A 20,875-nucleotide genomic window follows, 5' to 3' on the forward strand; every position below is an offset into this window, starting at 1 on the left:
CACCATGTCCGCGACCGACCTTCACCATCAACCGACCGATGCGCCGCCGCAGCGCGACAAGCATACGCATGCAATGGCCCATAACGCAGAGCCTCATGCCGACCCGCACGCCGCGTACTACGCGGCGCGTGCGTCGGAATATGACGTCTCCGTGGGCTATGGAACGCCCCTCGTGGAGCGGCATCTCGCTTCGCTGCAGGCTCGGCTTCAGGCTAACCTCAAAGGCCACGACGCACTCGAACTTGCATGCGGGACCGGTTACTGGACCCACGTGGCCGCGGCCACGGCGCGTTCGATATTGGCTACGGATCGTGACGCAGCGTCGCTCGCGCTCGCACAAGCGAGGATGGCGTCGAGCGACCATGTTCGTTGCCAGCATGCCGACGCTTATTCCCTCGACGGCGTATCTGGCCCGTTCAGCGCGGCCTTCGCGCTGTTCTGGTGGTCACATATGCCGAAGTCGAAAATTCCCGCCTTCCTGAGCACACTGCATAGCAAACTGGCACCCGGCGCACAGGTCGTTTTCGCCGATCAACTGCCGTACGAATGGCGCGGCAACCGGCATTTCGACGATGAAGGCAACCTGCTCGAGGAACGCGCTTTGCTGGACGGCACCCGGTTCGAAATCGTCAAGAATTTTCCGACCGAGGCCGAGCTCGCCGGTCTGCTGGCGGGTACCGCCGAGGAGCTGGTTTATTCGACCGGCGCCGAGGGGCGCTGGTGGATGATCAGCTACCGCACTGCTTCACGCGCCTGACTCATTGGCGCGACTCATTGGCGTAACTCATCGCCCCGACACCTCGCCGACGCAGCCGGCGACACGCTGCGGTGCGCCCGGCACCGCGGCATTGAGGTACGCAAGGTCGTCGGCAATCAACCGCTCCATGATGCGTCTGGCACGCACGGCGCCCGCGTCGATCGGCAACAGCGCCGGGCGCAGCGACCAGAAATCGCGCTCGCCGATGGCACGCTGTTGCGCTTCCAGCATCGGCAGATCCTCGTCGCGGAAGGGCTTCATCAACCCTTCGACCGAGAACTGAACAAGCGCCTCGCCCGCGTCGCCCATCTCGCGCGGCAGTCCGAACGAGAAGAAATAATGGGTCGTGGCAGCGGTTTCGGGCGTCAGCCAGTGGGCGGACATCCCCACACGCGTCATTTCCGGCGCCGCCCCGGCTTCGCGCACGCTTACCGTGATCGTCAGCAGACCGGGCGGTTGCCAGCGCACGTCCAGGTCGCGATCCGCCGACTTGCCATCCGGCACGCCGAACGAACGCCCGACAAATGGTTGCAGTATTTCCCCACGCATCGCGCGATGCACCCATACGATGTCACCCTCGCTTGCCGATTGCACCGTGCCGCGCGCCATCATGTCGCTGCCGAGCGTATCCGGATGCAGGTACTGGAAATGGCTGAGATCAAGCAGATTGTCGGCACTCAACTGATAGTTCGCCTGCGTCAATAGATACCCGTCACAGGTGAAATTGTGCAGCGGGTCCAGAAACTCGAACTCCGGCAGCGGCACCGTCGCGGCCTCGTGCGCTTCGCCAAACCAGATCCAGATCGCACCGTAGCGCTCGCGGGTGGGATAGCGCCGCACCACCGCTCCCGCGGGTACGCGTCCATCGCCGTGCGGATTGAGTACACAGGTACCCGCCGCGCCGAACCGCAGGCCGTGGTACGGACATTCGAGCGCACCGTCGATCAGGCGCCCGCGCGAGAGTGGCGCAAAGCGGTGCGGGCAGCGATCGTCGAGCGCGACCACCGCCCCGCTCGCCTCGCGATAAAGCACGATCGCGCGGTCGAGCAAGGTGCGCGCAAGCGGCGCGTCTACGGTGATCTCGCGGCTGAATGCAGCGACATACCAGGCGCTGGATAGAAACGGCATGGGATGGGCTCCGAGGAGGATATCTGCGCAGCTTGATGGGTAACCTGCGTGCTGGCAGCGTGCAGATTCGATCCTAAGCAAGCGGCACAGCCACACGCTCAACAATCCTCACGAATGCCGTATTCGTCAATTTTTCCCAAATAGCAGTACGGATGCAATACGCGACATACAGATCGCCGCTTCAATGCGGCCTGATGTTTTGAAAAACGAACTTGCAATAAGCAATGAATATTCAAACAGACAACAGAACCTCAATTAGCTTAATTTTAACTTTCAATTTTGAAAGAATGACTATCACGAGCCCGCTACGACGGGCCATCGACCACCATCCGGTCGAACCGACCGTAAGGTTCGGAAAAGACGAAAAAAATACTCAAGCCGTATTAGTGAGCTAATTCACTGCTAACTGCCGATAAGTTGTTCACAAAATGCGATGCTCAATTCATCAACATGTAACTGGAAATTAGCTGGGTGACGCTTTGCAATTTATATGAAACAAACCGTTACACCCTTGATTGATCTGTAGCTCTACTGTCCGATCATTCGCAACGCACTCCCACCGCCAGGCTGTTGTTCCCGTCGCGTATGAGTCCGTCGCGCGCCAGGACCATTCGGAGGAAAAATGAAACTCGCAGTAATGACCCGAAGCGGGGCGCTTTTCAGGTTGATCTGTCAGTGTTTCGAAGCCGACGGCGCTACCTGCCGGCAGTTTGACGATGACGTTGCGCTTGCGCGTTCGGTATATCGCGAAGAATACAGCGCGATCCTCATCGACGCCGACACGGGTGTCAATCCACTGCGCCCGGTGTTAGCCCGGCGCGCCTGCTATGCCGACCGTCGTGCGCCGCTGATCGTGGTCGGCGCCCGTGACGACCGTACCCAGATCACGCATCTGTTCGATGCAGGCGCCGACGATGTCGTGCTGTCGCCGATCGATTCGCGGGAACTGGTGTTGCGCGTCCATCTCGCGTTGCGGCGTTTCCAGCCGCTCCAGGCCGCCGACGCCGACGACCGTCTCGAGTGCGGCGCGTACCGGCTCGAGCGCCGCACTTGCGAGGTGCTCGTCGAGGGCGAACCGGTGCGGCTGACGTCGCGCGAATTCGCGATTGCGTGGCTGCTGTTCTCGCGTCCCGGCGAATATGTGAGCCGCCGCCAGATTGCCGGCGCGGTGTGGAGCAGCTCCGAGGACATCGTGGGACGGACGCTGGAGCAACATATCTACAAACTGCGCAAGAAACTCGATCTCAACGGCGCACACGGGGTCTATCTGCGGACCATGTATGCGCATGGCTATCGCATCGAAGCGATCACGGCACCCGCCGATCTGGCCGAGCAGGCACTTGCTGCGGTTGCCTCGCCGCCAGGCATCGTCGGCGAAGACGTGAGCACGACCGCCTGCATCGAAGCACAACCCCATGCCCTCTCCGTGCTGGCGGCGCTTGCACCGCGAGCCGTACCGGTGAACCGCGACGAAGCGAAGGTGTGTCAGCACCACGAAACCCCGCATGCGGAAATCCATCCGCCGGAGAGCGTGACCGCACGCAACGCGCCGCCCTGGTCCAACCCGGCCTGCGAAGCGACCTTCGCGGGCTGCGCCACCACCACGCCCAAGGCGCACCCGCTGCCACTCACTACCGCATTCAGAACTCGATGATGCGCGGCGACAGCAGGAACAGCCGTTCCATGTGACTGCGCTCGTCGTCGCGATAGCGGAATAGCGCGCCGACCAGCGGAATCTTCGACAACAACGGTACACCGGTTTCGGCGTTGGTCGAACTGTCGACGCGGTAGCCCGCAATCAGCAGACTCTCACCTTGCCCCACGAACGACTCGGTATTGATCGTGCTCGTGGTGATGATCGGGATGTTGTCGACCTTCTGGTTGGTCACGGAACCGTCTTCGATATGCACATTGAGCTTGATTTGCGTCGCACCGTTCTCGTCGACGACAAGCGGCAGCACGCGCAGCGAGACACCGGTGGAAACGCTGTAAAGATCAGCTGACGTGTAGCCCGACACCCGCACGAAGAAACGGGTCTTCTGGTCCATCACGGCCTCGACGTTGTTCAGGGTCGCGACCTTCGGACTCGCGTCGATCTTCGCGAGATTGGTCTGCTGCAATGCGTTCACGCGTGCGAGCAGGTAACGCCCGGCATTGCCGAGCACTGCCGTCAACGACGCGCCCGCCGGTGACGTATTGATGACCGTGGACCCGTCGGCCAGTGTCGAGGTGCCGAAGATCGGGTCGATGTTGCCGTTGTAGCCGTTCTGCTGTGTATTGCCATTGCCTGTCTGGAAGTCCACATGGCTGTTGTGAGCGCGCCAGTCGACGCCGATCTGCTTGAGCGCGTTGTCGTCGATCTCGATGATGTGCGCTTCAATTTCGACCAGCTTCGGCTTCACGTCGAGTTGGTCGATCAGTGTCTGGTACTGCGCAAGGCGTTGCGGCAAATCGCGGATCAGTACCGAGTTCGTGCGTGGATCGGCTTCGATCACCGGCAACGACTGTGTGCCGCCGCCGGGTGCCGCGGCAAAGTCGCCGCCACCTCCCGAGTTGCTCGAACCGCTCGCCGTGCCGCCGTAGCCCGGCAGTGTCGGCATGCCCGACGCCGTGCCACCGCCCGCGCCCATCCCGTTCAGCAAACCGCCGAGGCCGGGCCCCGCGGAGCCGCCGGCGCCCGTCATGCCGGCCGGCAATGGCGGTGGCGTGACACCGTTCTGAAGTCCGCCGCCATTCATGCCGCCGGTCACATCCTGCATCGGTTGCAGACGGCGCATGGTCGGCACGATGGCATTGCGCTGGCCGCCGTTGCTACTGCTACCGCTCTTGTCTTGCGGGTGATACATGCCCGCCAGCACGTTGGCGACGCCGGGCACTGTCACTGAGTTGCCGTCGATCTCGACGTTGTGGTCGGCCGCCCACGCATGATGCAGCGAGAACACCCGCACCTCCGAGCCGGTACGCTGCCCGGCATTGTCGTCGAGCCGGCGTGCGACCTCCGCCACCAGTTGCACATACGGCACAGGCCCGCTGACGAGCGCCGTGCCCTGGCTCGCGTCGTACATGATCGGAAAACGCGGATTCGCGACGTGCAACTGGTCGAGCGCGGCGCGCAGATCGGCGGTACTCGCGTAATCGAGCTTGACGACCTGACGCGTCACGGTATTGACGTCGCTGATCGACAGCACGTTGCCGTCATAGAACCAGACGAAACCGAAGGTCGATGCGAGGGTGTCGAGAAAGCGCTGCGGCGACATATCGAACTGCCCCGTCACCGTGCCATGCACGTCGTCCGAAATGGTGGCCGGCACACCCTGGCCCGCGGTGAAATCGCGCAGGACGTCCTTGAGGTCCTTGCCTTCGGCCGAAATATGGACCATTGAACCGCGCCAGTGAATCGTCGCCGCGTCGGCCACATGGCCGCCCGTCGCGATTGCCAGAGACGCCGCCAGCAAGGCGGCGCAGATGAGCCGTTTCTTGTTCATCGAGGGATCCACGCTTATTGTAGGTTGGTCGCAGCAGCCGGCGCGACCGGCGCCGCCGGCGCAAAAGCCCTGGGTCTATCGTCCCAGCGTTTCTGAAGGCGCTTCGTGAAACTGCTTGCGATAGCCGCTGACGAGCGTCGAACGGTTTTGCACGCCCCATTTGTTGGCTGCGCACAGCACGCTGCGATCGCTCGTGAACGAGTCTTGCAGCAGTTCGGCGCGGATGCGCTCCATGCGCTGCCGCCGGATCAGTTCGGTCGGCGACAGGCCAAGGAAGTTCTTGAATGCGCTTTGCAGCGCGCGCTCCGTCACCCCCACTTCGGCCGCCACTTCACGCACCGAGAGGTCGTGGCGATCGAGATTCTCCAGCAGGTAACGATAGGCGCGCCGGTACTTCGCGGGCAAACGCGCGCCCACATCGTCGAGTTGCGCCCCATGTCGCGCCGCCCGGTTCGCGAACGGCGCGATGGCCGGCGCATCGTCGCGCAGGCATTGCGTCGTAATCAGGGCGTAGCGGCTGTATAGCTGCATCGATTCGAGCGTGCGCCCCTGCACCTGGCGCACCTTGGCGACGCAGTACAGATACTCGAGCTGACGGTGCCCCGTCGCGGCCGCATAGTCGGTTCGATGCAGCGGTTCCAGCATGGCTTCCGCGAGTTGCGGTGCATCCGAGGCAAGCGCCGCGAGGACGATTTCAAAGCGTGTCGTGCGCAGATACTCGTGCAGCCCGGCGTTCTGGGCCCAGTTCAGATGCATGCCGATGCCGTCCATCGCGTCACGCTCGCCCTTCATCAGCGCACGCAACTGCTGCAGATAAACGATCCGCTCCCGCAGCAGCGGCGCCTGTACGCGCAATGCCTCGGCTTCTTGAACATCGGCGGCCACGCCGGCGTCGCCGCTGCCCGCCACGCGTTCGTCGGCCATGCCGGATTGCCAATACACGTGATCGCTCAGCAGCACGGAGGAACGCAGTTCGCGTTGCACGGCGACATCGAAGCGCAACGTCGTGAGGACGTCGCGCCAAGCCGCCGAGCCGCCTTCATTCGCCGACGCGGCCATTGCCGTGAGTTCGTCGAGTGCATCGAATGCATCGCGCGACTGCCCGAGTTCGTACAGTGCGCAGGCAATGCCGAAACGCGCTTCGAGCCGCTGCACCGGTTCGATGCCGGTTTCGTCGACCACGCGCGCGAAGCACGACAACGACGTCGCAAAGCGATGGCGAAACAACGCTTGCCAGCCGACGTTGCGGCACGAAGCCGCGCGGATCGCCTCACGTGGCGAGCGAATCGCTTTCTGCGCTCGGCGATACTGTTCCTCCGCTTCGTCGCCAATGCCGAGTGTCATCTGCATGTCGGCGTAGATCTGCAGGAGCCAAGGCATGTCGGTGCGCTGATGCGTCTCTTCGGCCCAGCGGTTTGCCTGAGCACGCGCCGCGTTGAGATTGCCTTCCAGCAGTTTGTCGAGAAATCCTTCCGGCAGGCGCCGCACGCTAAGTGCCGCAGCCAGTGGAAAATAAAGCGTCAGAAACATCGTTCGACTCCTCGTAGATGCGTGCATGCAGGCGAGTCCCGGCATGGATGCATGACATGCGGTACTGATGCCTGGACAGGAATCCACAGATGCAGCGACGTGAATGACGATGTGACCGGCGACCGCGATGCCCCAATGTATAGAAATGGGTCACGCGAATTTTCAACAAATCTGATCGCGCTTGAGGATTTGAGAGCTGTTGAGATTTGCGCGAGCGTTGGACGCTATCTGTGATGGCCCGGCACGTATTGGATTAATTTCTGATGACCGGAATCCTACGAAAAATAGGCTATTTTTTCATCTCGCCGGCGATAGAGCGCAATTGTTCGCCAAGGCTCGTCAAAACCAGTTGGTCCTTGACCTGATCGACAAAAACCCCCACGAACAGCGCCAGAATCAACACGGTCAACGCACCCTTGACGGGCTGGGCCAAGGTCACGAGATCAAGTTTTTGCGCAGACTTCGCGCCGAAACCGAAAGCAAGGTCGACCAGCAGCAGAACGAACATCATGGGCGCCGCGAGTTTGGCCGTCGTCTGCATCAACGTATCGGTTTGCGTCAGCACAAAGCTCTCGAGAACATTCGCCGCCACCGGCGTGTTCGACGTCAGAGGCCACCAGTGATAAGACTCGTAGAGCACACCGAGCAGAAACGTCATGCCCCCGAAGGTCCAGAAGGCGACGCTCGCCACCTGCGAAAGCAGCGTCGCGGTCGGCGTCGACTGATCCTGGCGCAACGGATTCGTGATCTGCACATTGTTGTATCCGGTCAGATCGTCGACATAGGTGCCCGCGGCTTCAGCAACCCAGAATACGGTCGAGGCGGCAAAGCCCAGCACGAGTCCGATAATGGCCTCGCGCAGGCCGATTTCGATCAGCGTCACGCCCGTCAGTGAGGTGACGAGCGACGCGGGTTGTCCATAGGCGATGAACGAACTGAACAGCAACACAATGCCGTTGCGCACGACACCCTGGAGAATGCCGTCGGCCGTAGGCGGAAAAATGTACAGCATCACAAAGAGCCGCACCGAACAGACGGCCAGCACCATCAGGTAATCCATCAGCGTGGTGCCGAATTGCGGAAGTGTCGTTAGGGCTTCATTCATCCGTGGCCTGTGCTTCGTGTCAGACGGTGGAGCGCGCGTTGAGCCGCATGCGGGCGAGCGCGGCTTCCTCAGCCTCTTCGTCAGCGGCGTCGCTCGCGGTGTTGGCCACCGTTCGCCCGATCTCCACAACGCGCTGGGTACAGATATCGATCCGGCCGCGGTTGTTCGCGATCGCGCGCAAGGTCGCGGCGACCTCGGCGGCGCTCGCCTGCACGGCCTGCTCCAGCGCAGCGAGTTCGCCTTCGACGACACGCAGCCGGTCCGCGACGATCTCCGCATGGCGCATGCCGGCGTTCATCTCGGCCAGCGCGAATGCCTTGCTGCCGCTCATCAGTTGGGCGATACGCTCGTGGCATGACTGCAGAAGATCGCGCTCGCGCTGCACCGCAGTCTGCTTGTCGTCACGCTGCACTTCGATGCGCGCGAGCGCCTCGCGCTGGGTCGCCAGGGTCGCCCGCAATTCTTTCTCGAGACGGGTGCGGCGCTCAGTCGTGCGGCGCAGCGCGGCAATGCGCCGGTCGGCAACGCTCATCCCCATCCGCGTCACCCGCCAGCGAGCGCGAAGAGCTGCGCCTCGGTGTCCTCGGGTGCCGCGAATTCATCGGTCGCCTGCGAAAAAAACGCCCGGATTGCGTCGATCTTGCCGATCGCTTCGTCCGCGAGCAGGTTGCCGCCTGGCTTGTATTCGCCGATCTGCAGCAACATCTCGACCTCTCGATGGCTGGCCAGCAACTCCCGCACCCGCGCTGCGGCCTGCACATAGTCGCGTGACATCACCTGTGGCATCACGCGCGAAAGGCTCGCGAGCACATCGATGGCCGGGTACTGGTTCTTCGCCGCGATCTCGCGCGACAAAATCATGTGGCCGTCCAGAATGCCGCGCACCTCTTCGGCAATCGGGTCGCTGCCTGAATCGTCTTCCGCCAGCACGGTGTAGAGCGCGGTGATCGAACCGGTCGCGCCCATCCCGGCCCGTTCCAGCAAACGCGGCAGTTCGGCAAAGATCGACGGTGGAAAGCCGCGCCGCGCAGGCGGCTCGCCGGCCGCGAGCCCGATCTCGCGCTGCGCGCGGGCAAAGCGGGTCAGCGAATCCATCATCAGCAGCACGCGGCGCCCCTGGTCGCGGAAATGTTCGGCAATCGCGGTAGCCACGTACGCCGCCTTCGCACGTTCGATCGACGAGCGGTCCGAGGTCGCGCACACCACGATCGAACGCTCCATGCCCTCAGGCCCGAGAATCAGTTCGACGAACTCGCGCACTTCCCGGCCGCGCTCGCCGATCAGCGCGATCACCGTCACGTCGCATTGCGCACCGCGCGCGAACATGCCAAGCAAGGTGCTCTTCCCGACGCCGGCCGGCGCGAAAATGCCCATACGCTGCCCTTCGGCCAGCGTCATCATGCCGTCCACGATACGCACGCCGGTCGCAAGCGGCGCTTCGATCATCTGGCGGCTCATCGGGTCAGGCGGATTCGCGAAGATCGGCCGTTCATCCTCGGCGTCGATCGGCCCCAGCCCGTCGATCGGCTGACCCAGGCTGTCGATCACGCGGCCCAGAAGCGCATCGCCAACGCGCACCGAGAGCGGCCGGCCGAGCCCGATGACCTGAGTGGATCGCGAAATATCGGCTAGCCGTGAGAACGGCGAGAGCAACGCGACGTCGCGCGTAAAACCGATCACCTCGGCATGCTGCAATAGCGCGCCGCTCGCCGAGCGCAACTCGCACAGTTCGCCCAGCGTCACATCGAGTCCGGCGACTTTCACCAGCGTGCCGATCACCTCGAGCACTTTGCCGCTGCGGGCAATGTTGCGGGTCGAGAGAATCTCCTGCTCGATCGCGTCGGTCAGACGCTCGACATCGAGCAGCCGCCGCGCGCGCGTGCCGTCGGGCCGTTCGTCGGGAATAGGGTGTGGGGAGTTCATCGTGCGGTCAGTAACCGTCAGCGGGCTCATCATCGAGCTCCGCGGCTTCGGGATCGTCGCGGGCCTCGCTCGCCGATTGTTTGAGCGCACGCGCTACCGCGGAACGCATTGCGCGTAACTGGGTGGCAAGGCTCGCGTCGATCGCGCCGAAGTCGGATTCGCAAATGCAGCTACCCGCTTCAAGCCGCTTGTCCGCCACCACGGAAAGAGGAAACGGCCGGCCCAGTTCGCGCCAGCGCGCCGATAAACGCTCGAAGGCGACGCAGGCCTTGTCGTAGTCACCCGGGCTGACAGCGACCCTGAGATAGGTCGCCCCTTCGACGATCCTGTCGACCGTCGTCAGCGCCCGTTCGAACAGCAGATCCGATTCCTGCACATTGACGATCTGCTCGACCGCGACAGTAACGATCTCCGCGAGGCGCTCGCGCATTCTCACTTGCGTGCGCCGCTGTTCGGCACCCGCATCGGCGAGCCGTTCGACCCAGTCCGCCAGAGCCTGCTGTTCGCCGTCACGGTAGCCATGTTCGGCCGCGGCGTCGTATTCGCGGCGCGCCGCCGCGAGAATCTCCTGCGCCTCGAGACGCGCCGCATCGACGATAGCCGCTGCTTCGTCGCGGGCCTGCGCGAGTGCGGTTGCGCAATCGGCCGCGAGTTGCGCATACGCTTGATCGATCTCCAGCAGCGCGCCGAAGGTGGCGCGCGGAATCACGTCCGAGTGGGCTCCGACGCGCGCACCGGCCGCATCCGGCATCTCCCGATCCGATCTCAACCAAATAACCATGCCCACTCCGGAAGCAGTTCCGGCAAGCGCGCGACGAGCCGCGCCGTACCACCCGCGTCGAGTTCGCGGCCGCCATCATCGAGCCAGGGCGGCACCGGAAGATTGCGCGGCAACGCGAGACGCAGCAACCCAAACGGTGCCGCGACGCTGCATGCATCGCGTGCCATCAATGCGTAGCCCTCGCACGCGAGCGTGTCGGCGTCGAGACGGTCCAATGCGGGCAGCAGCCCGCGCGCGGTCAGCCGCGTCGTATCCGGTGCATTTGCCGCACCAGATGCGCCGCCGGTCAGCCGGTCGAGCGACACGCCCACGTATTCCGACAATTGCATGCGGTTGCGCTTGTCAATCAGACGCCGCACATCGGCACGGCGTAGGGCAAGCGAGCGCATCCGCAATACCCGCAGCCCCCACTGCGGCGGCAACGCGTCGAGCACGGCAAGGTTAGGGGCGCGCAAGGCGTCGAAGGACGGGGCCGGCACGCCGAGTGTGCGCAGCAGCGCCAGCGAACACGCTTCAACCTGCGCACGTGCCGCCGTTGCAAGCGCGGCACGCAAGCCGTCAAGCGCGCCGGCGTCGACACCCAGCGCAGCAGCAAGCCATGACGGATGGACCCAGTGCACCGCGTCACGGGCATTGCGCTCGTACGCGGCAAACGCAGCCGCTGCCCGCGCAAAGGGAAACGCAATCGAGGCGGTCATCAGGCGGAGGTGGTCGGTTTGACACGCCGCAGCCGTGCGAGCAGCGCGTTAAGCCGCGCACCAAAGCCGCTCGCGGTGAACTTCGCCGGTACGCCACGCTTCATCCATACGAAGAGTGCCGCTGCGCACACGAGGAACACCAACGCGGCCGCGACGATCATCGGCAACGGTGACTGCGCTTGCGGCAGACGGGACAGGTCGACCGGGTCGGCCGGCACCGCGGTGACGCTTACCGCGTCGTAAGTGAGCCCTTCGACGCTGTGCATCACGAGGGTCTTGATCTGCGGCACCAGTGTGCTGGCATCGGAATCGGGCCGGTATTTGATGAAGACGGACGCCGACGACGGTTTGATCTGCTGCGCCAGCGGATCGTTATTCGGCAACACGATCTGGACCCGCGCGACGATCACGCCGTCGATTTTCGACAATGTCGACGACAGCTCCTGAGATAAACCGTAGATGAAACGCACGCGCTCCTCGGTCGGTGTCGACACGAGGCCGTCCTTCTTGAAGAGGCTGCCGAGATCGTCGTACTTGCTGTGCGGCAGACCGCGCGCCCGCAGCACTTCCATCGCACGGACCATCTGGCTCTGGTCGACGTCGAGCGCCCAGGTCTTGCCGTCGTCCGAGGTCGCTTTCGTCGCATTGACGCCCTGTTCAAGCAGCGCGACGACCATCTCGTTGACGTCCTGCTCCGACAGATTGCCGTACAGCTCCTTCTGGCATCCGGCGAGCGCCACGCATAGCACGAGCATCGTGCACATGGCGCCGCGCCGCGTCCAGCGCCGCATCGCGCTCACCGTATCGAGATTCGTTGCGGACATGCGCTATTGATTCTTCATCAGGGTTTCGAGCGACGATTTCGACGAATCGACGACACTCATCTTCGCTTCCATGTCGAGCTGCGTGCTCGCCAGTTCGAGTGTCACCTTCATCGTGGCGGCCGTCATCTCCTGCATCGACATGCCTTCAGCGTGGTCGGACAGTGAGACCACGTCGTTGACGGAGCGCTGCAATTCCGCGTCCTGCGACGCGACCAGCTTCGAGACCACATTCGTGCCGTCGTTCTGACCGTGCGACGGCGCTTCCATGCGCGGCTGCTGCATCAGCGACTTGAACTTGTCGCCGAGTTGCTGCATGGAGGGATCCGCTGCGGACTGCGCCGCGCTCTTCTCAAGTGCAGCCGCGATCTGCTTTGACGTTACGGACACGCTCATAACCAATCTCCCGCGATACGAACCGTGGCTCAGATCCGCAGATAGTGATGCTGGGGAATCGCCTCCGCCGTCGCCGCGGCAGGCTTTGTGCCTACCTTGACGGGTTCGTCGGCGCTTTCGTCGTTTTCATCGCTGAGCGTCGCGATCGACATCGGCACCTCGAACTTGCCGCCGTTGCGATAGGTGCGCACCGCCGCGCGCAGATCGTCGCGCGCCTCGAGCGCACGCACCAGCCGGCGGGTATTGCGGTCCGGATTTTCTTCCATCGCCTCGCCCGCACTGCGCTTCCAGTTCGGATCGCCCTTGGCCGACAGACAGAAGGCCAGCAGCGCCTTGGCGTAGGCAAAGCGCGGCGCGTCGGCAATGACGCGGTAGAAAACCTGGATCGCATCGTCCCAATTGCCGCGCTGCATATGCAGGACGGCATCGACCGTTTCCAGTTCCGCCATCTTCGGACGCAGTACCCGCAGCGCATCGAGCACCAGCTCGATGTCGTAAGGATCGACTTCGAGCACCGGGAAATTGTTGAGCAGCACTGCGGAGACCGTTTCGATCAGGCCGCTCACGATGTCCTGACTGCAGTTCAGATAGTTCGTCGAAGTAACACTCATGGCGCAGAGCTCCCGCAAGGTGAATGCCGACCGATTACAGAAGACCGATGCATCGCGATGCGCTCGCGCCCTGCCCCACGGACGCCGCTCACGCCAATACCCCGATCTGTCGATATGCGGAAGATACCCACCGGGGCGGCGCCGCTGCCGGGGTGACGCGAAGCAAGCGCAACGTGGGCGAAGCGCACGTGTCTGCTTCGCACAGGCCCCACCGCACCGCATAGGTCGTGCCTATGCGTGTCTGCACCGGCGCCGCCCGCAGGGTCCGCGTAGCGCTTCGCTTGCGACGTGGCCGCTTCGCGTCCCGCGCACGAATTGCGCAAGCGTGCCGATACCATCGTTTGTCGAGGTGGATCGGACATCGCGCCTGCAAGCGCGTACCCGCAGCATTCGCCCCAGGCCCCTCCGCCCGTTCACAGAGATGTCCGATGAGTGAAGAAAAGACCGAACAGCCCACCGAGAAGCGGCTCCGGGACGCGCGCAAGGAAGGCCAGGTATCGAAGAGCACCGATCTGACCGACGCCGTCACGATGTCCGCGGTAATCGGCGTGCTGCTTCTCGCGTCGGGCACGTTCGCGGGCGCGTTTCGCGCGATCATCGTCACCGCGCTCGGCTTCGTCTCCGGCGATCACTCGCTGCCCAATCTGTTCGGCAAGCTGTATAGCCTCGGCGGCCAGGGTTTGCTGGTGGTGGTGCCGTGCGTCCTGATCGGGGCGGTGGCGGCGATGGCCATCCTGATCCCCCAGGTCGGCTTCAAGGTCGCCACCAAACCGGTCGTGCCCAATCCGATGAATGCCAGTCCGATCAACGGCTTCAAGCGGATTTTCTCGTGGCGCACGGTGATCGAGCTGATCAAGATGATCGTCAAGGCGGTCATCATCGGCGTCGTTATGTGGTGGACGATCAGATGGATGCTGCCGCTCATCGTCGGCTCCCTGTATCAGCCGCTGCCGCAGTTGTCGAAAATGTTCTGGGACCTGATTCTCAAGCTGTGCTCGATCGCGGCAGCGGTGTTCGTGGTGATCGGCAGCGCCGACGTCAAGCTGCAGCAAGTCATGTTCATCCGCAAGATGCGCATGTCGAAAGACGAGGTCAAGCGCGAGCACAAGCAGCAGGAAGGCGATCCGAAGATCAAGGGAGAACGCAAACGGCTCGCGCGCGAGTTCGCGAATTCTGCAGCGCCCCAGCAGCGAGTCGGTTTTGCCAACGCGCTCATCGTCAACCCGACGCACTACGCGGTGGCGATCCGCTATGCGCCCGGCGAGCACCCGCTGCCGCTCGTGACCGCCAAGGGGATGGACGAGAGCGCCGCGCAACTGCGCAGCTTCGCCCAGCAGGCAAACGTGCCGATCATCGGCAATCCGCCGGTCGCGCGGGCGCTTTACAAGGTCGGCCTCGACGAACCGATCCCCGAGGAACTCTTTGAAACGGTTGCTGCGATCCTGCGCTGGGTCGATGCGATCGGCGCGAAAAAACAGGCTGCCTCTGCTGAAGACCCGGCCTCCTCGCTGCACTGACGCTACGCAACACCAAGAGGTTCGAGATGTTCAAGTCACTGAAATTTCCGGCAGGCGGGGAAATCGGCATCGCGCTGCTCGTCGTGGCGATCATCTCGCTGATGATCCTGCCGCTGCCGCCGGCGCTGATCGACATTCTGCTGGCCATCAACATCACCATCAGCGTCACGTTGCTGATGATTACGATGTACGTGCCCAGCGTTGTTTCGCTGTCAGTGTTTCCTTCGCTGCTGCTGTTCACCACGCTCTATCGCCTCTCCCTCAACATCGCGTCGACCAAGTCGATCCTGCTGCACGCCGACGCGGGCCATATCATCGAAAGCTTCGGCGAACTGGTCGTGGGCGGCAATCTGGTGGTCGGACTCGTGGTCTTTGTGATCATTACCACGGTGCAGTTCATCGTGATCGCCAAAGGTTCGGAACGGGTCGCGGAAGTGGGTGCGCGCTTTACGCTCGATGCGTTGCCGGGCAAGCAGATGAGTATCGACGCCGATCTGCGCGCCAACATCATCTCGCCCGAAGAAGCGCGCCGCAAACGCGCCACCCTGGCGGTCGAGAGCCAGTTGCACGGCGGCATGGACGGCGCGATGAAATTCGTCAAAGGCGACGCCATCGCGGGGCTGATCATCACGATGATCAATATCGTGGCCGGCATTGCGGTGGGTGTCGCGTATCACGACATGTCGGCGGGCGAAGCGGCCAACCGGTTCTCGGTGCTCTCCGTGGGCGATGCGATGGTCTCGCAGATTCCGTCGCTGCTGCTATCTGTCGCAGCAGGCGTGATGATCACACGGGTGGCCGATGAGCGCGACGCCAAGCCGCTTTCGCTCGGCGACGAGATCGGCCGTCAGCTCTCCACCAGCTACCGGGCGCTCTACTTCGCAAGCCTCCTGTTGCTCGGCTTCGCAGCGGTACCCGGTTTTCCGACCATGCTCTTCCTGCTGCTGTCCAGCACACTGGCGTTCTGCGGCTACCGCCTGAGCAAGCGCTCGCCGGCTTCGAGCACGCATGCCGGCGAGACCGTCACCGCCATGCAGCGCTCGGGCTCGAAGATCGATGTGCCCGCCATTCTGATGCGGCCGCCGCAGTTCGCGTGTCCGCTCGGCGTGAGAATCTCGCCGGACCTGGTGCCGCGCCTGTCCACCGTCGCGCTCGACAAATCGTTCGAAACCGAACGGACGCGTTTGCAGGAATACCTCGGCCTGCCCTTCCCAGGCATCACGATGTGGACGAGCGACAGCCTGCCTCCGTCCAGTTGCGAACTGCTGATGCACGACGTGCCGTACTGTGCGATCGAATTGCCGCCCGGCAAAGTGATGCTGCCCGATGCGATATCGCTCGGTAAAAACGAGGCCTTGCAGACGGAGATCGCGGCATTGACCCAGCGCGGCGAGCAGCGCCGCGGACTCGACGGCGGCCCAGGTCCGACCTGGTGGCTCGACGAAAAATCGCTCCCGCCCAAAATACCCGCATGGCGCGCGGAGCAGGTGATCGCCCATGCTTCCGTTGCCATGTTGCGCCGTCATGCGTCGCTGTTCCTCGGCATTCAGGAAGTGCAGTGGATTCTCGATCAGCAGAATGCGGAGTATCCCGGTCTGGTCGCCGAGGTGCAAAAAGTCCTGCCGCCTCAGCGAATCGCCGACGTGCTGCGGCGGCTGCTCGAAGAACAGATTCCGATCCGCAATCTGCGCAATATTCTCGAGAGCCTGATCGTCTGGGGTGCGAAAGAAAAAGACATGCTGATGCTCACCGAGTATGTACGCGGCGATCTCGCGCGCTTTCTCGCCCATCGCGCGGCCGGCGGCACGCGGCAACTCCCCGCCGTGCTATTCGACCTGCCGGTCGAACAGCATATCCGCGCGGCGATCAAACAGACACCGACCGGCAACTTCCTGGCACTCCCGCCTGATGAAGCCAATTTCCTCGTCGACAAGATCCAGTCGTTCGTCGGCCAGGTGCCGCGCGAAGGCGTGGCCCTCGTCACGTCGATGGATATTCGCCGCTACGTGCGGCGCATGATCGAGGCGCGGCTTGGCTGGCTGTCGGTCTATTCCTATCAGGAACTCGGCGAGCACGTCGAATTGCAGCCGCTCGGCCGCGTGACGATCTGAACGCCCGCCTCCCGCATCTTGTCACGCTCATGATCGAATCCCGCTCACTGCGCATCATCCCCGGCGACCTGGCTGCCGAACAGAAGGCCGACGAGGCGCGGGTGCGCGCCTTCGACTACGCGGGCCTCGCGCGCAGGACACGCATGCAGCGTCTGGCCGCGCGCTCGCACGACGCCGATAACGCACGGGTGACAGGCGGCAAAGACGAATCCGGCGGCGGCCGGCCGCGAATGTTCGAGTCGCGCGATGAAGAGGAACGCGATGGCTATGCCGATCAATCAGGCGACATCGGCGACCAGGCGGCGGCAAGCCAGCGCGAAGCGGTCACGCAACGCGTCTGCGGCGCGACGCTGCCGGTGGTCGACGCCCTGTTTCGCACGCAGGGTCAATTCCTCGAACTGGCGACCTCGCTTGCCAGCGAAGTCACCGCGTTCTGCTCCGACCCGGCCATCGGCAACGCCGGCAACTGGGAAGTCCAGATGCCGCTCGACAAGGCCGTGCTGCCCGACACCACGCTGTATCTGTCACTTTCGTGTTTCAGGCTTTCGCTTCGGTTCGACACGTCGAGCACGGAAACAAAGCAGTTACTGTTGAACCACAGCACCATGCTCGAACGCGAGATCGATTCGCTGTTGAAAGCATGGGGCGCACCGCGTGATATCGAGTTGACGGTCTGGTGATATCCGCCATGCCCCGGTGCTCGTGCAGACGCACCAATCCTATTTCTACCGCCATCGCATGGGCTATCCGATCGCTGAAATGCCGGGGAGTGTCGAACGCGCCGACAGGCGGCCAGATACGCACGCCCGGCAGGATGACGCGCATGCGGCACGCGTCCAGCCTCACGATGTACCCGCGCCGCGTCTGCCGCTGCGCGCAGTGTCGCCGGTTGCCGCGCGTACTGCGCGGTTCGTCTGCGATGCGCGTACGGCGTGGGCCGTGCAGCACCTGCCAGGTATCGACGGATGGCAAGCGGCGCTGCGCGACGTATCCGCGCCGGCAAGCGAGCGCTTCGTTCAGCCGGGCGTGCTCGAACTCCTGCATCGCGCGGGCCCCGTCTACGTGACGTTCGATCTGGCCGAACATCCCTCGCTCGATATCGCGGCATGGCCGGCAGAGAACGGCGCGGTGCCGCTGCCGGACGCGCAACGCGCATTGCGCCTCGCGGTGGCGGGCGTATTGCTCGAACCACTGCTACAACGGCTGGCGGCGCTCGGGCTCGAACTGCGTATCGCGCGACTGCTGCGCAGCGTACCGGCCCGCCTGATCCCCGCCGACGCCGCACCGGTTGCGCTGTCATTCACGTTCGAAGGACGCCGTTTTGCCGCCGAAGTTACCGTTCCCCCGGCACTGCTGGGCGCATTCGAAAACCTGCTCGCGGCGCAATCGACACGCTTCGCCCACACAGCCTTGACGCACGCGGGCCACGCAGCCGCCGGGCACGCCCGCCTGGCGGATTGCCTCGTCCCGGGGCGTGCCGTACTCGGATCGCGTCGCCTGCCGGTCGAGACGCTGCGCGCACTCGTGCCAGGCGATGTTCTGCTGCGCGCGCTCGCCAGCCGCCTGCTGCCGCTCGCCGCCGATACCGCGCAGCCAGCCGGGGCCACCGCGATCGCCGCGTGGGGCACGCCCGGCCTGATCCGATTGCACGCGCCCGTGACGATCGACGGGCGCATGCTTTCCATCACGAAGGAGCCGACCATGACCGATGAACTGGATCCAGTTCGCCTCGACGATTCGCTCGTCCCCGATCAACCGGAGAATCCCATCGAGATCGGCGAACTGGATCTGCCGGTTCAGTTCGAAGTCGACACGGTTGCGCTGCCGTTATCGCAACTCTATGCGCTGCGTCCCGGCTACGTGCTGGAGTTGCCGACCCCGGTTGCCGAGGCTCAGTTGAAGCTCGTCACGCATGGCCAGACCATCGGCTACGGCGAACTCGTGACGGTCGGCGAACATCTTGGCGTACGAATCTTGCGGATGGCGCACGGCGATGGTCCAGTTCAGTGACGTTACCGGCTTACTGCTCGTCGTCATCGCGATCAGCCTCGTGCCGTTTGTCGCGATGGTCGTGACCTCGTACGCGAAGATCGTGGTCGTGCTCGGCCTGCTGCGCAACGCGCTAGGCGTCCAGCAGGTGCCGCCCAATATGGTGCTCAACGGCATTGCGATTCTGGTGTCGCTGTATGTGATGGCGCCGGTCGGCATGCGTGCCGCGCAATCGCTGCAGAACCAGCAAATCGCTGGCCAGCCGACTCAGGCACTGATCCAGGTGTTCAGCGCCGCGCGCGAGCCGTTCCGGACCTTCCTCGAAAAACACGCGAACGAGCGCGAAAAGCGTTTCTTTATCCGCTCGGCGAATGTCGTGTGGCCGAAGGAGGCGGCTAACAGCCTGCATGAAAACGACCTGATCGTACTGGCGCCGGCCTTCACGCTGAGCGAGCTCACCGATGCGTTCAAGATCGGCTTCCTGCTGTACATCGCGTTCATCGTGATCGATCTGATCATCGCCAACGTGCTGCTCGCAATGGGGTTGAACCAGGTGACACCCACCAACGTCGCGATTCCGTTCAAGCTGCTGCTGTTCGTCGTGATGGACGGCTGGTCGACCCTGATCCACGGCCTCGTCATGACTTACCGGTAGACGGTAAGCACGCCACGCAGGAACTGAGCGCATGGATATCGACACACTCGTTCGTTTCACCACACAGGGCATGCTGCTGTGCATGTTCGTATCGCTGCCGATCGTGATCGTCGCCGCCGTCGTGGGGCTCGCGGTCTCGTTTCTACAGGCCATCACTTCGATGCAGGATCAAACGCTGTCGCATGGCGTAAAGCTGATCGCCGTGACGGTCGCCATCGTGATCGCCGCGCCGTTTTCGGCCGCGGCAATCCTGCATTTCGCCAACGAAGTGATGCAGGCAGCGGTGCCGCAATGACGCGCATTTCGCAACCCTCGCAAGCCGAGACCGCGAACCTCGCGCGCACGCATGAAACGGGGCGAGCCGGCAACGAGCAGGACGTCGCGCGGCATGCCGCCCTTTATCGCGGCACGACCCGCTTCGCTTACACGCCAAAGCCACAGCCAGGCGCGCGCGGCTCGCTGCGCACCCGCAAGCTCGCCGAACTGCAGGCAAGGCGGCGGCGCGCAGCCTTGCGCCGAACCCGCATGAACGGCGGCGGCAGCGTGGACGACGACGGGGACGGCGAAAGCGGCGCGCACGAAGAGAGTCGCCGCGTGACGCGCGACGGGGGTGGCGGTGGTGGAGGTCACGGCGGCGGCGATCAGGGCGACCAGTCGCACGACGACCAGCATGACAGCGAGGGCGCCCTGCCGCCGAACGTCCGTGCTCGCGTCGGCGCCCCCGCGCCACCTCCCATGCCGGGCGCCTTGCAGACGCTCGCGGCAACCTGTTCGAACGACGCCGAGCGGGCCGACGCGGTGCGTGGCGGTCTGTGCGACGGGCTGCTGAACGTGCGTGACGATATGGCGAATCGTCCGGACGCCGGGTTCGACGCGCGTCTCTACGAACTCATGGCCGATGCGCGTGCGGCCCTGCGCCACGCCCCCTTTAAACCTGCGAATCCCGCCGAATTGCGTCAGTTGATGATCGACCGCAGCGGCGGCCGGCGGGCCGAGTCCAAAGCGCCCGCGCGCCCCGCCACCGCTGAGTCGACTTCGCCCGGCCATTCGGCGTCGAGCACGCCCCAACCGCAGTTGAACCGCGTGCAACGGCTCAACCTCCTCGAATACCTGTTCCTGCTGAGTGCCGAAACCCCTGTGCCGCCTGCGCAGCGCGATGGCCCGGTCAATACGCTGAGTTTGCTGCGCACCGGCGCGCTCGCACGCGGCAGCGGGCGCCGCTGACGCCACCGCGTGCGCACATCGCGGCGCATAAATTCGCATACGCGCTAGCCGCTTCGCATTGCGTGCGGGGATGCCATACGGACGGGCTAGAGTAAGCGCGTAAAGCTTGCGGGATATGCCCGCGCGCTGCTGTCGTTCGACCAA

General features: G+C 63.8%; 20 protein-coding genes. 9 read left to right on the top strand and 11 right to left on the bottom strand.

Going from position 1 to position 20,875, the window contains the following annotated elements:
* Positions 1–4: 4 nt before the first annotated feature.
* Positions 5–757, top strand: a complete 753-nt coding sequence (locus tag GH665_RS37400) for a class I SAM-dependent methyltransferase (protein ID WP_153142024.1) — start codon at positions 5–7, stop codon at positions 755–757.
* A gap of 27 nt (positions 758–784) precedes the next feature.
* Here GH665_RS37400 and GH665_RS37405 read toward each other — a convergent pair whose 3' ends face one another.
* Entirely contained in the window at positions 785–1,885 is a 1,101-nt protein-coding gene (locus tag GH665_RS37405; RefSeq protein ID WP_153142025.1) for an aromatic ring-hydroxylating dioxygenase subunit alpha, read from the bottom strand.
* 622 nt (positions 1,886–2,507) lie between these two features.
* On the opposite strand from GH665_RS37405, the gene GH665_RS37410 reads away from it, so the two are divergent.
* Positions 2,508–3,539, top strand: a complete 1,032-nt coding sequence (locus tag GH665_RS37410; RefSeq protein ID WP_153142026.1) for a response regulator transcription factor — start codon at positions 2,508–2,510, stop codon at positions 3,537–3,539.
* Here GH665_RS37410 and sctC read toward each other — a convergent pair.
* The 10 genes from sctC to GH665_RS37460 form a co-directional block, all read right to left on the bottom strand.
* The gene (gene sctC / locus GH665_RS37415; RefSeq protein WP_153142027.1) at positions 3,526–5,370 is read right to left on the bottom strand and encodes a type III secretion system outer membrane ring subunit SctC; all 1,845 of its coding nucleotides are present in this window, start codon (positions 5,368–5,370) and stop codon (positions 3,526–3,528) included. The genes GH665_RS37410 and sctC overlap by 14 nt on opposite strands.
* Positions 5,371–5,445: 75 nt before the next feature.
* Positions 5,446–6,900, bottom strand: a complete 1,455-nt coding sequence (locus tag GH665_RS37420; RefSeq protein ID WP_153142028.1) for a helix-turn-helix transcriptional regulator — start codon at positions 6,898–6,900, stop codon at positions 5,446–5,448.
* Positions 6,901–7,189: 289 nt separating this feature from the next.
* Positions 7,190–8,005: a type III secretion system export apparatus subunit SctT gene (gene sctT / locus GH665_RS37425; RefSeq protein WP_153142029.1), complete on the bottom strand. Its 816-nt coding sequence runs from the start codon at positions 8,003–8,005 to the stop codon at positions 7,190–7,192.
* A 19-nt stretch (positions 8,006–8,024) separates the two neighbouring features.
* The gene (locus GH665_RS37430; RefSeq protein WP_153142030.1) at positions 8,025–8,537 is read right to left on the bottom strand and encodes a type III secretion protein SctO; all 513 of its coding nucleotides are present in this window, start codon (positions 8,535–8,537) and stop codon (positions 8,025–8,027) included.
* A gap of 11 nt (positions 8,538–8,548) precedes the next feature.
* A complete protein-coding gene (gene sctN / locus GH665_RS37435) occupies positions 8,549–9,928 on the bottom strand; it encodes a type III secretion system ATPase SctN (protein ID WP_153142031.1) in 1,380 nt (459 codons plus the stop codon).
* A gap of 7 nt (positions 9,929–9,935) precedes the next feature.
* Positions 9,936–10,709 carry a type III secretion system stator protein SctL gene (gene sctL, locus GH665_RS37440; protein ID WP_153142032.1) on the bottom strand — a complete coding sequence of 258 codons (774 nt, stop codon included), beginning with the start codon at positions 10,707–10,709 and terminating at the stop codon, positions 9,936–9,938.
* Positions 10,694–11,407 (bottom strand): type III secretion protein HrpB4, encoded by a 714-nt coding sequence (locus GH665_RS37445; RefSeq protein WP_153142033.1) that lies wholly within the window; start codon positions 11,405–11,407, stop codon positions 10,694–10,696. The genes sctL and GH665_RS37445 overlap by 16 nt, the downstream gene beginning before the upstream one ends.
* The gene (gene sctJ / locus GH665_RS37450; RefSeq protein ID WP_246216545.1) at positions 11,407–12,198 is read right to left on the bottom strand and encodes a type III secretion system inner membrane ring lipoprotein SctJ; all 792 of its coding nucleotides are present in this window, start codon (positions 12,196–12,198) and stop codon (positions 11,407–11,409) included. Before sctJ ends, GH665_RS37445 begins: the two co-directional genes overlap by 1 nt.
* A 36-nt stretch (positions 12,199–12,234) precedes the next feature.
* Positions 12,235–12,624 carry a type III secretion protein HrpB2 gene (locus tag GH665_RS37455; protein ID WP_153142034.1) on the bottom strand — a complete coding sequence of 130 codons (390 nt, stop codon included), beginning with the start codon at positions 12,622–12,624 and terminating at the stop codon, positions 12,235–12,237.
* A gap of 29 nt (positions 12,625–12,653) precedes the next feature.
* Positions 12,654–13,235: an HrpB1 family type III secretion system apparatus protein gene (locus GH665_RS37460; RefSeq protein WP_153142035.1), complete on the bottom strand. Its 582-nt coding sequence runs from the start codon at positions 13,233–13,235 to the stop codon at positions 12,654–12,656.
* A gap of 428 nt (positions 13,236–13,663) precedes the next feature.
* Between GH665_RS37460 and sctU the strand changes: the two genes are divergently transcribed.
* From sctU to GH665_RS37495, 7 genes are read left to right on the top strand one after another with little or no spacing between them, the layout of a single operon-like run.
* Positions 13,664–14,752, top strand: a complete 1,089-nt coding sequence (gene sctU / locus GH665_RS37465) for a type III secretion system export apparatus subunit SctU (RefSeq protein ID WP_153142036.1) — start codon at positions 13,664–13,666, stop codon at positions 14,750–14,752.
* A 26-nt stretch (positions 14,753–14,778) separates the two neighbouring features.
* Positions 14,779–16,863, top strand: a complete 2,085-nt coding sequence (gene sctV, locus GH665_RS37470) for a type III secretion system export apparatus subunit SctV (protein WP_153142037.1) — start codon at positions 14,779–14,781, stop codon at positions 16,861–16,863.
* 29 nt (positions 16,864–16,892) lie between these two features.
* A complete protein-coding gene (gene sctP, locus GH665_RS37475) occupies positions 16,893–17,543 on the top strand; it encodes a type III secretion system protein SctP (protein ID WP_153142038.1) in 651 nt (216 codons plus the stop codon).
* A 22-nt stretch (positions 17,544–17,565) separates the two neighbouring features.
* On the top strand, positions 17,566–18,873 hold the full coding sequence (sctQ, locus tag GH665_RS37480; protein WP_246216504.1) for a type III secretion system cytoplasmic ring protein SctQ: 1,308 nt from the start codon (positions 17,566–17,568) through the stop codon (positions 18,871–18,873).
* Entirely contained in the window at positions 18,857–19,507 is a 651-nt protein-coding gene (gene sctR, locus GH665_RS37485) for a type III secretion system export apparatus subunit SctR (RefSeq protein ID WP_153142039.1), read from the top strand. The genes sctQ and sctR overlap by 17 nt, the downstream gene beginning before the upstream one ends.
* A gap of 31 nt (positions 19,508–19,538) precedes the next feature.
* Complete coding sequence (gene sctS, locus GH665_RS37490; protein WP_064266295.1) at positions 19,539–19,802, top strand: type III secretion system export apparatus subunit SctS; 264 nt, start codon at positions 19,539–19,541, stop codon at positions 19,800–19,802.
* Positions 19,799–20,731, top strand: coding sequence for a hypothetical protein (locus tag GH665_RS37495; protein WP_153142040.1), 933 nt, complete (start codon positions 19,799–19,801; stop codon positions 20,729–20,731). The genes sctS and GH665_RS37495 overlap by 4 nt, the downstream gene beginning before the upstream one ends.
* Positions 20,732–20,875 lie beyond the last annotated feature (144 nt).

The organism is Paraburkholderia agricolaris (assembly GCF_009455635.1).
GTDB lineage: Bacteria > Pseudomonadota > Gammaproteobacteria > Burkholderiales > Burkholderiaceae > Paraburkholderia > Paraburkholderia agricolaris.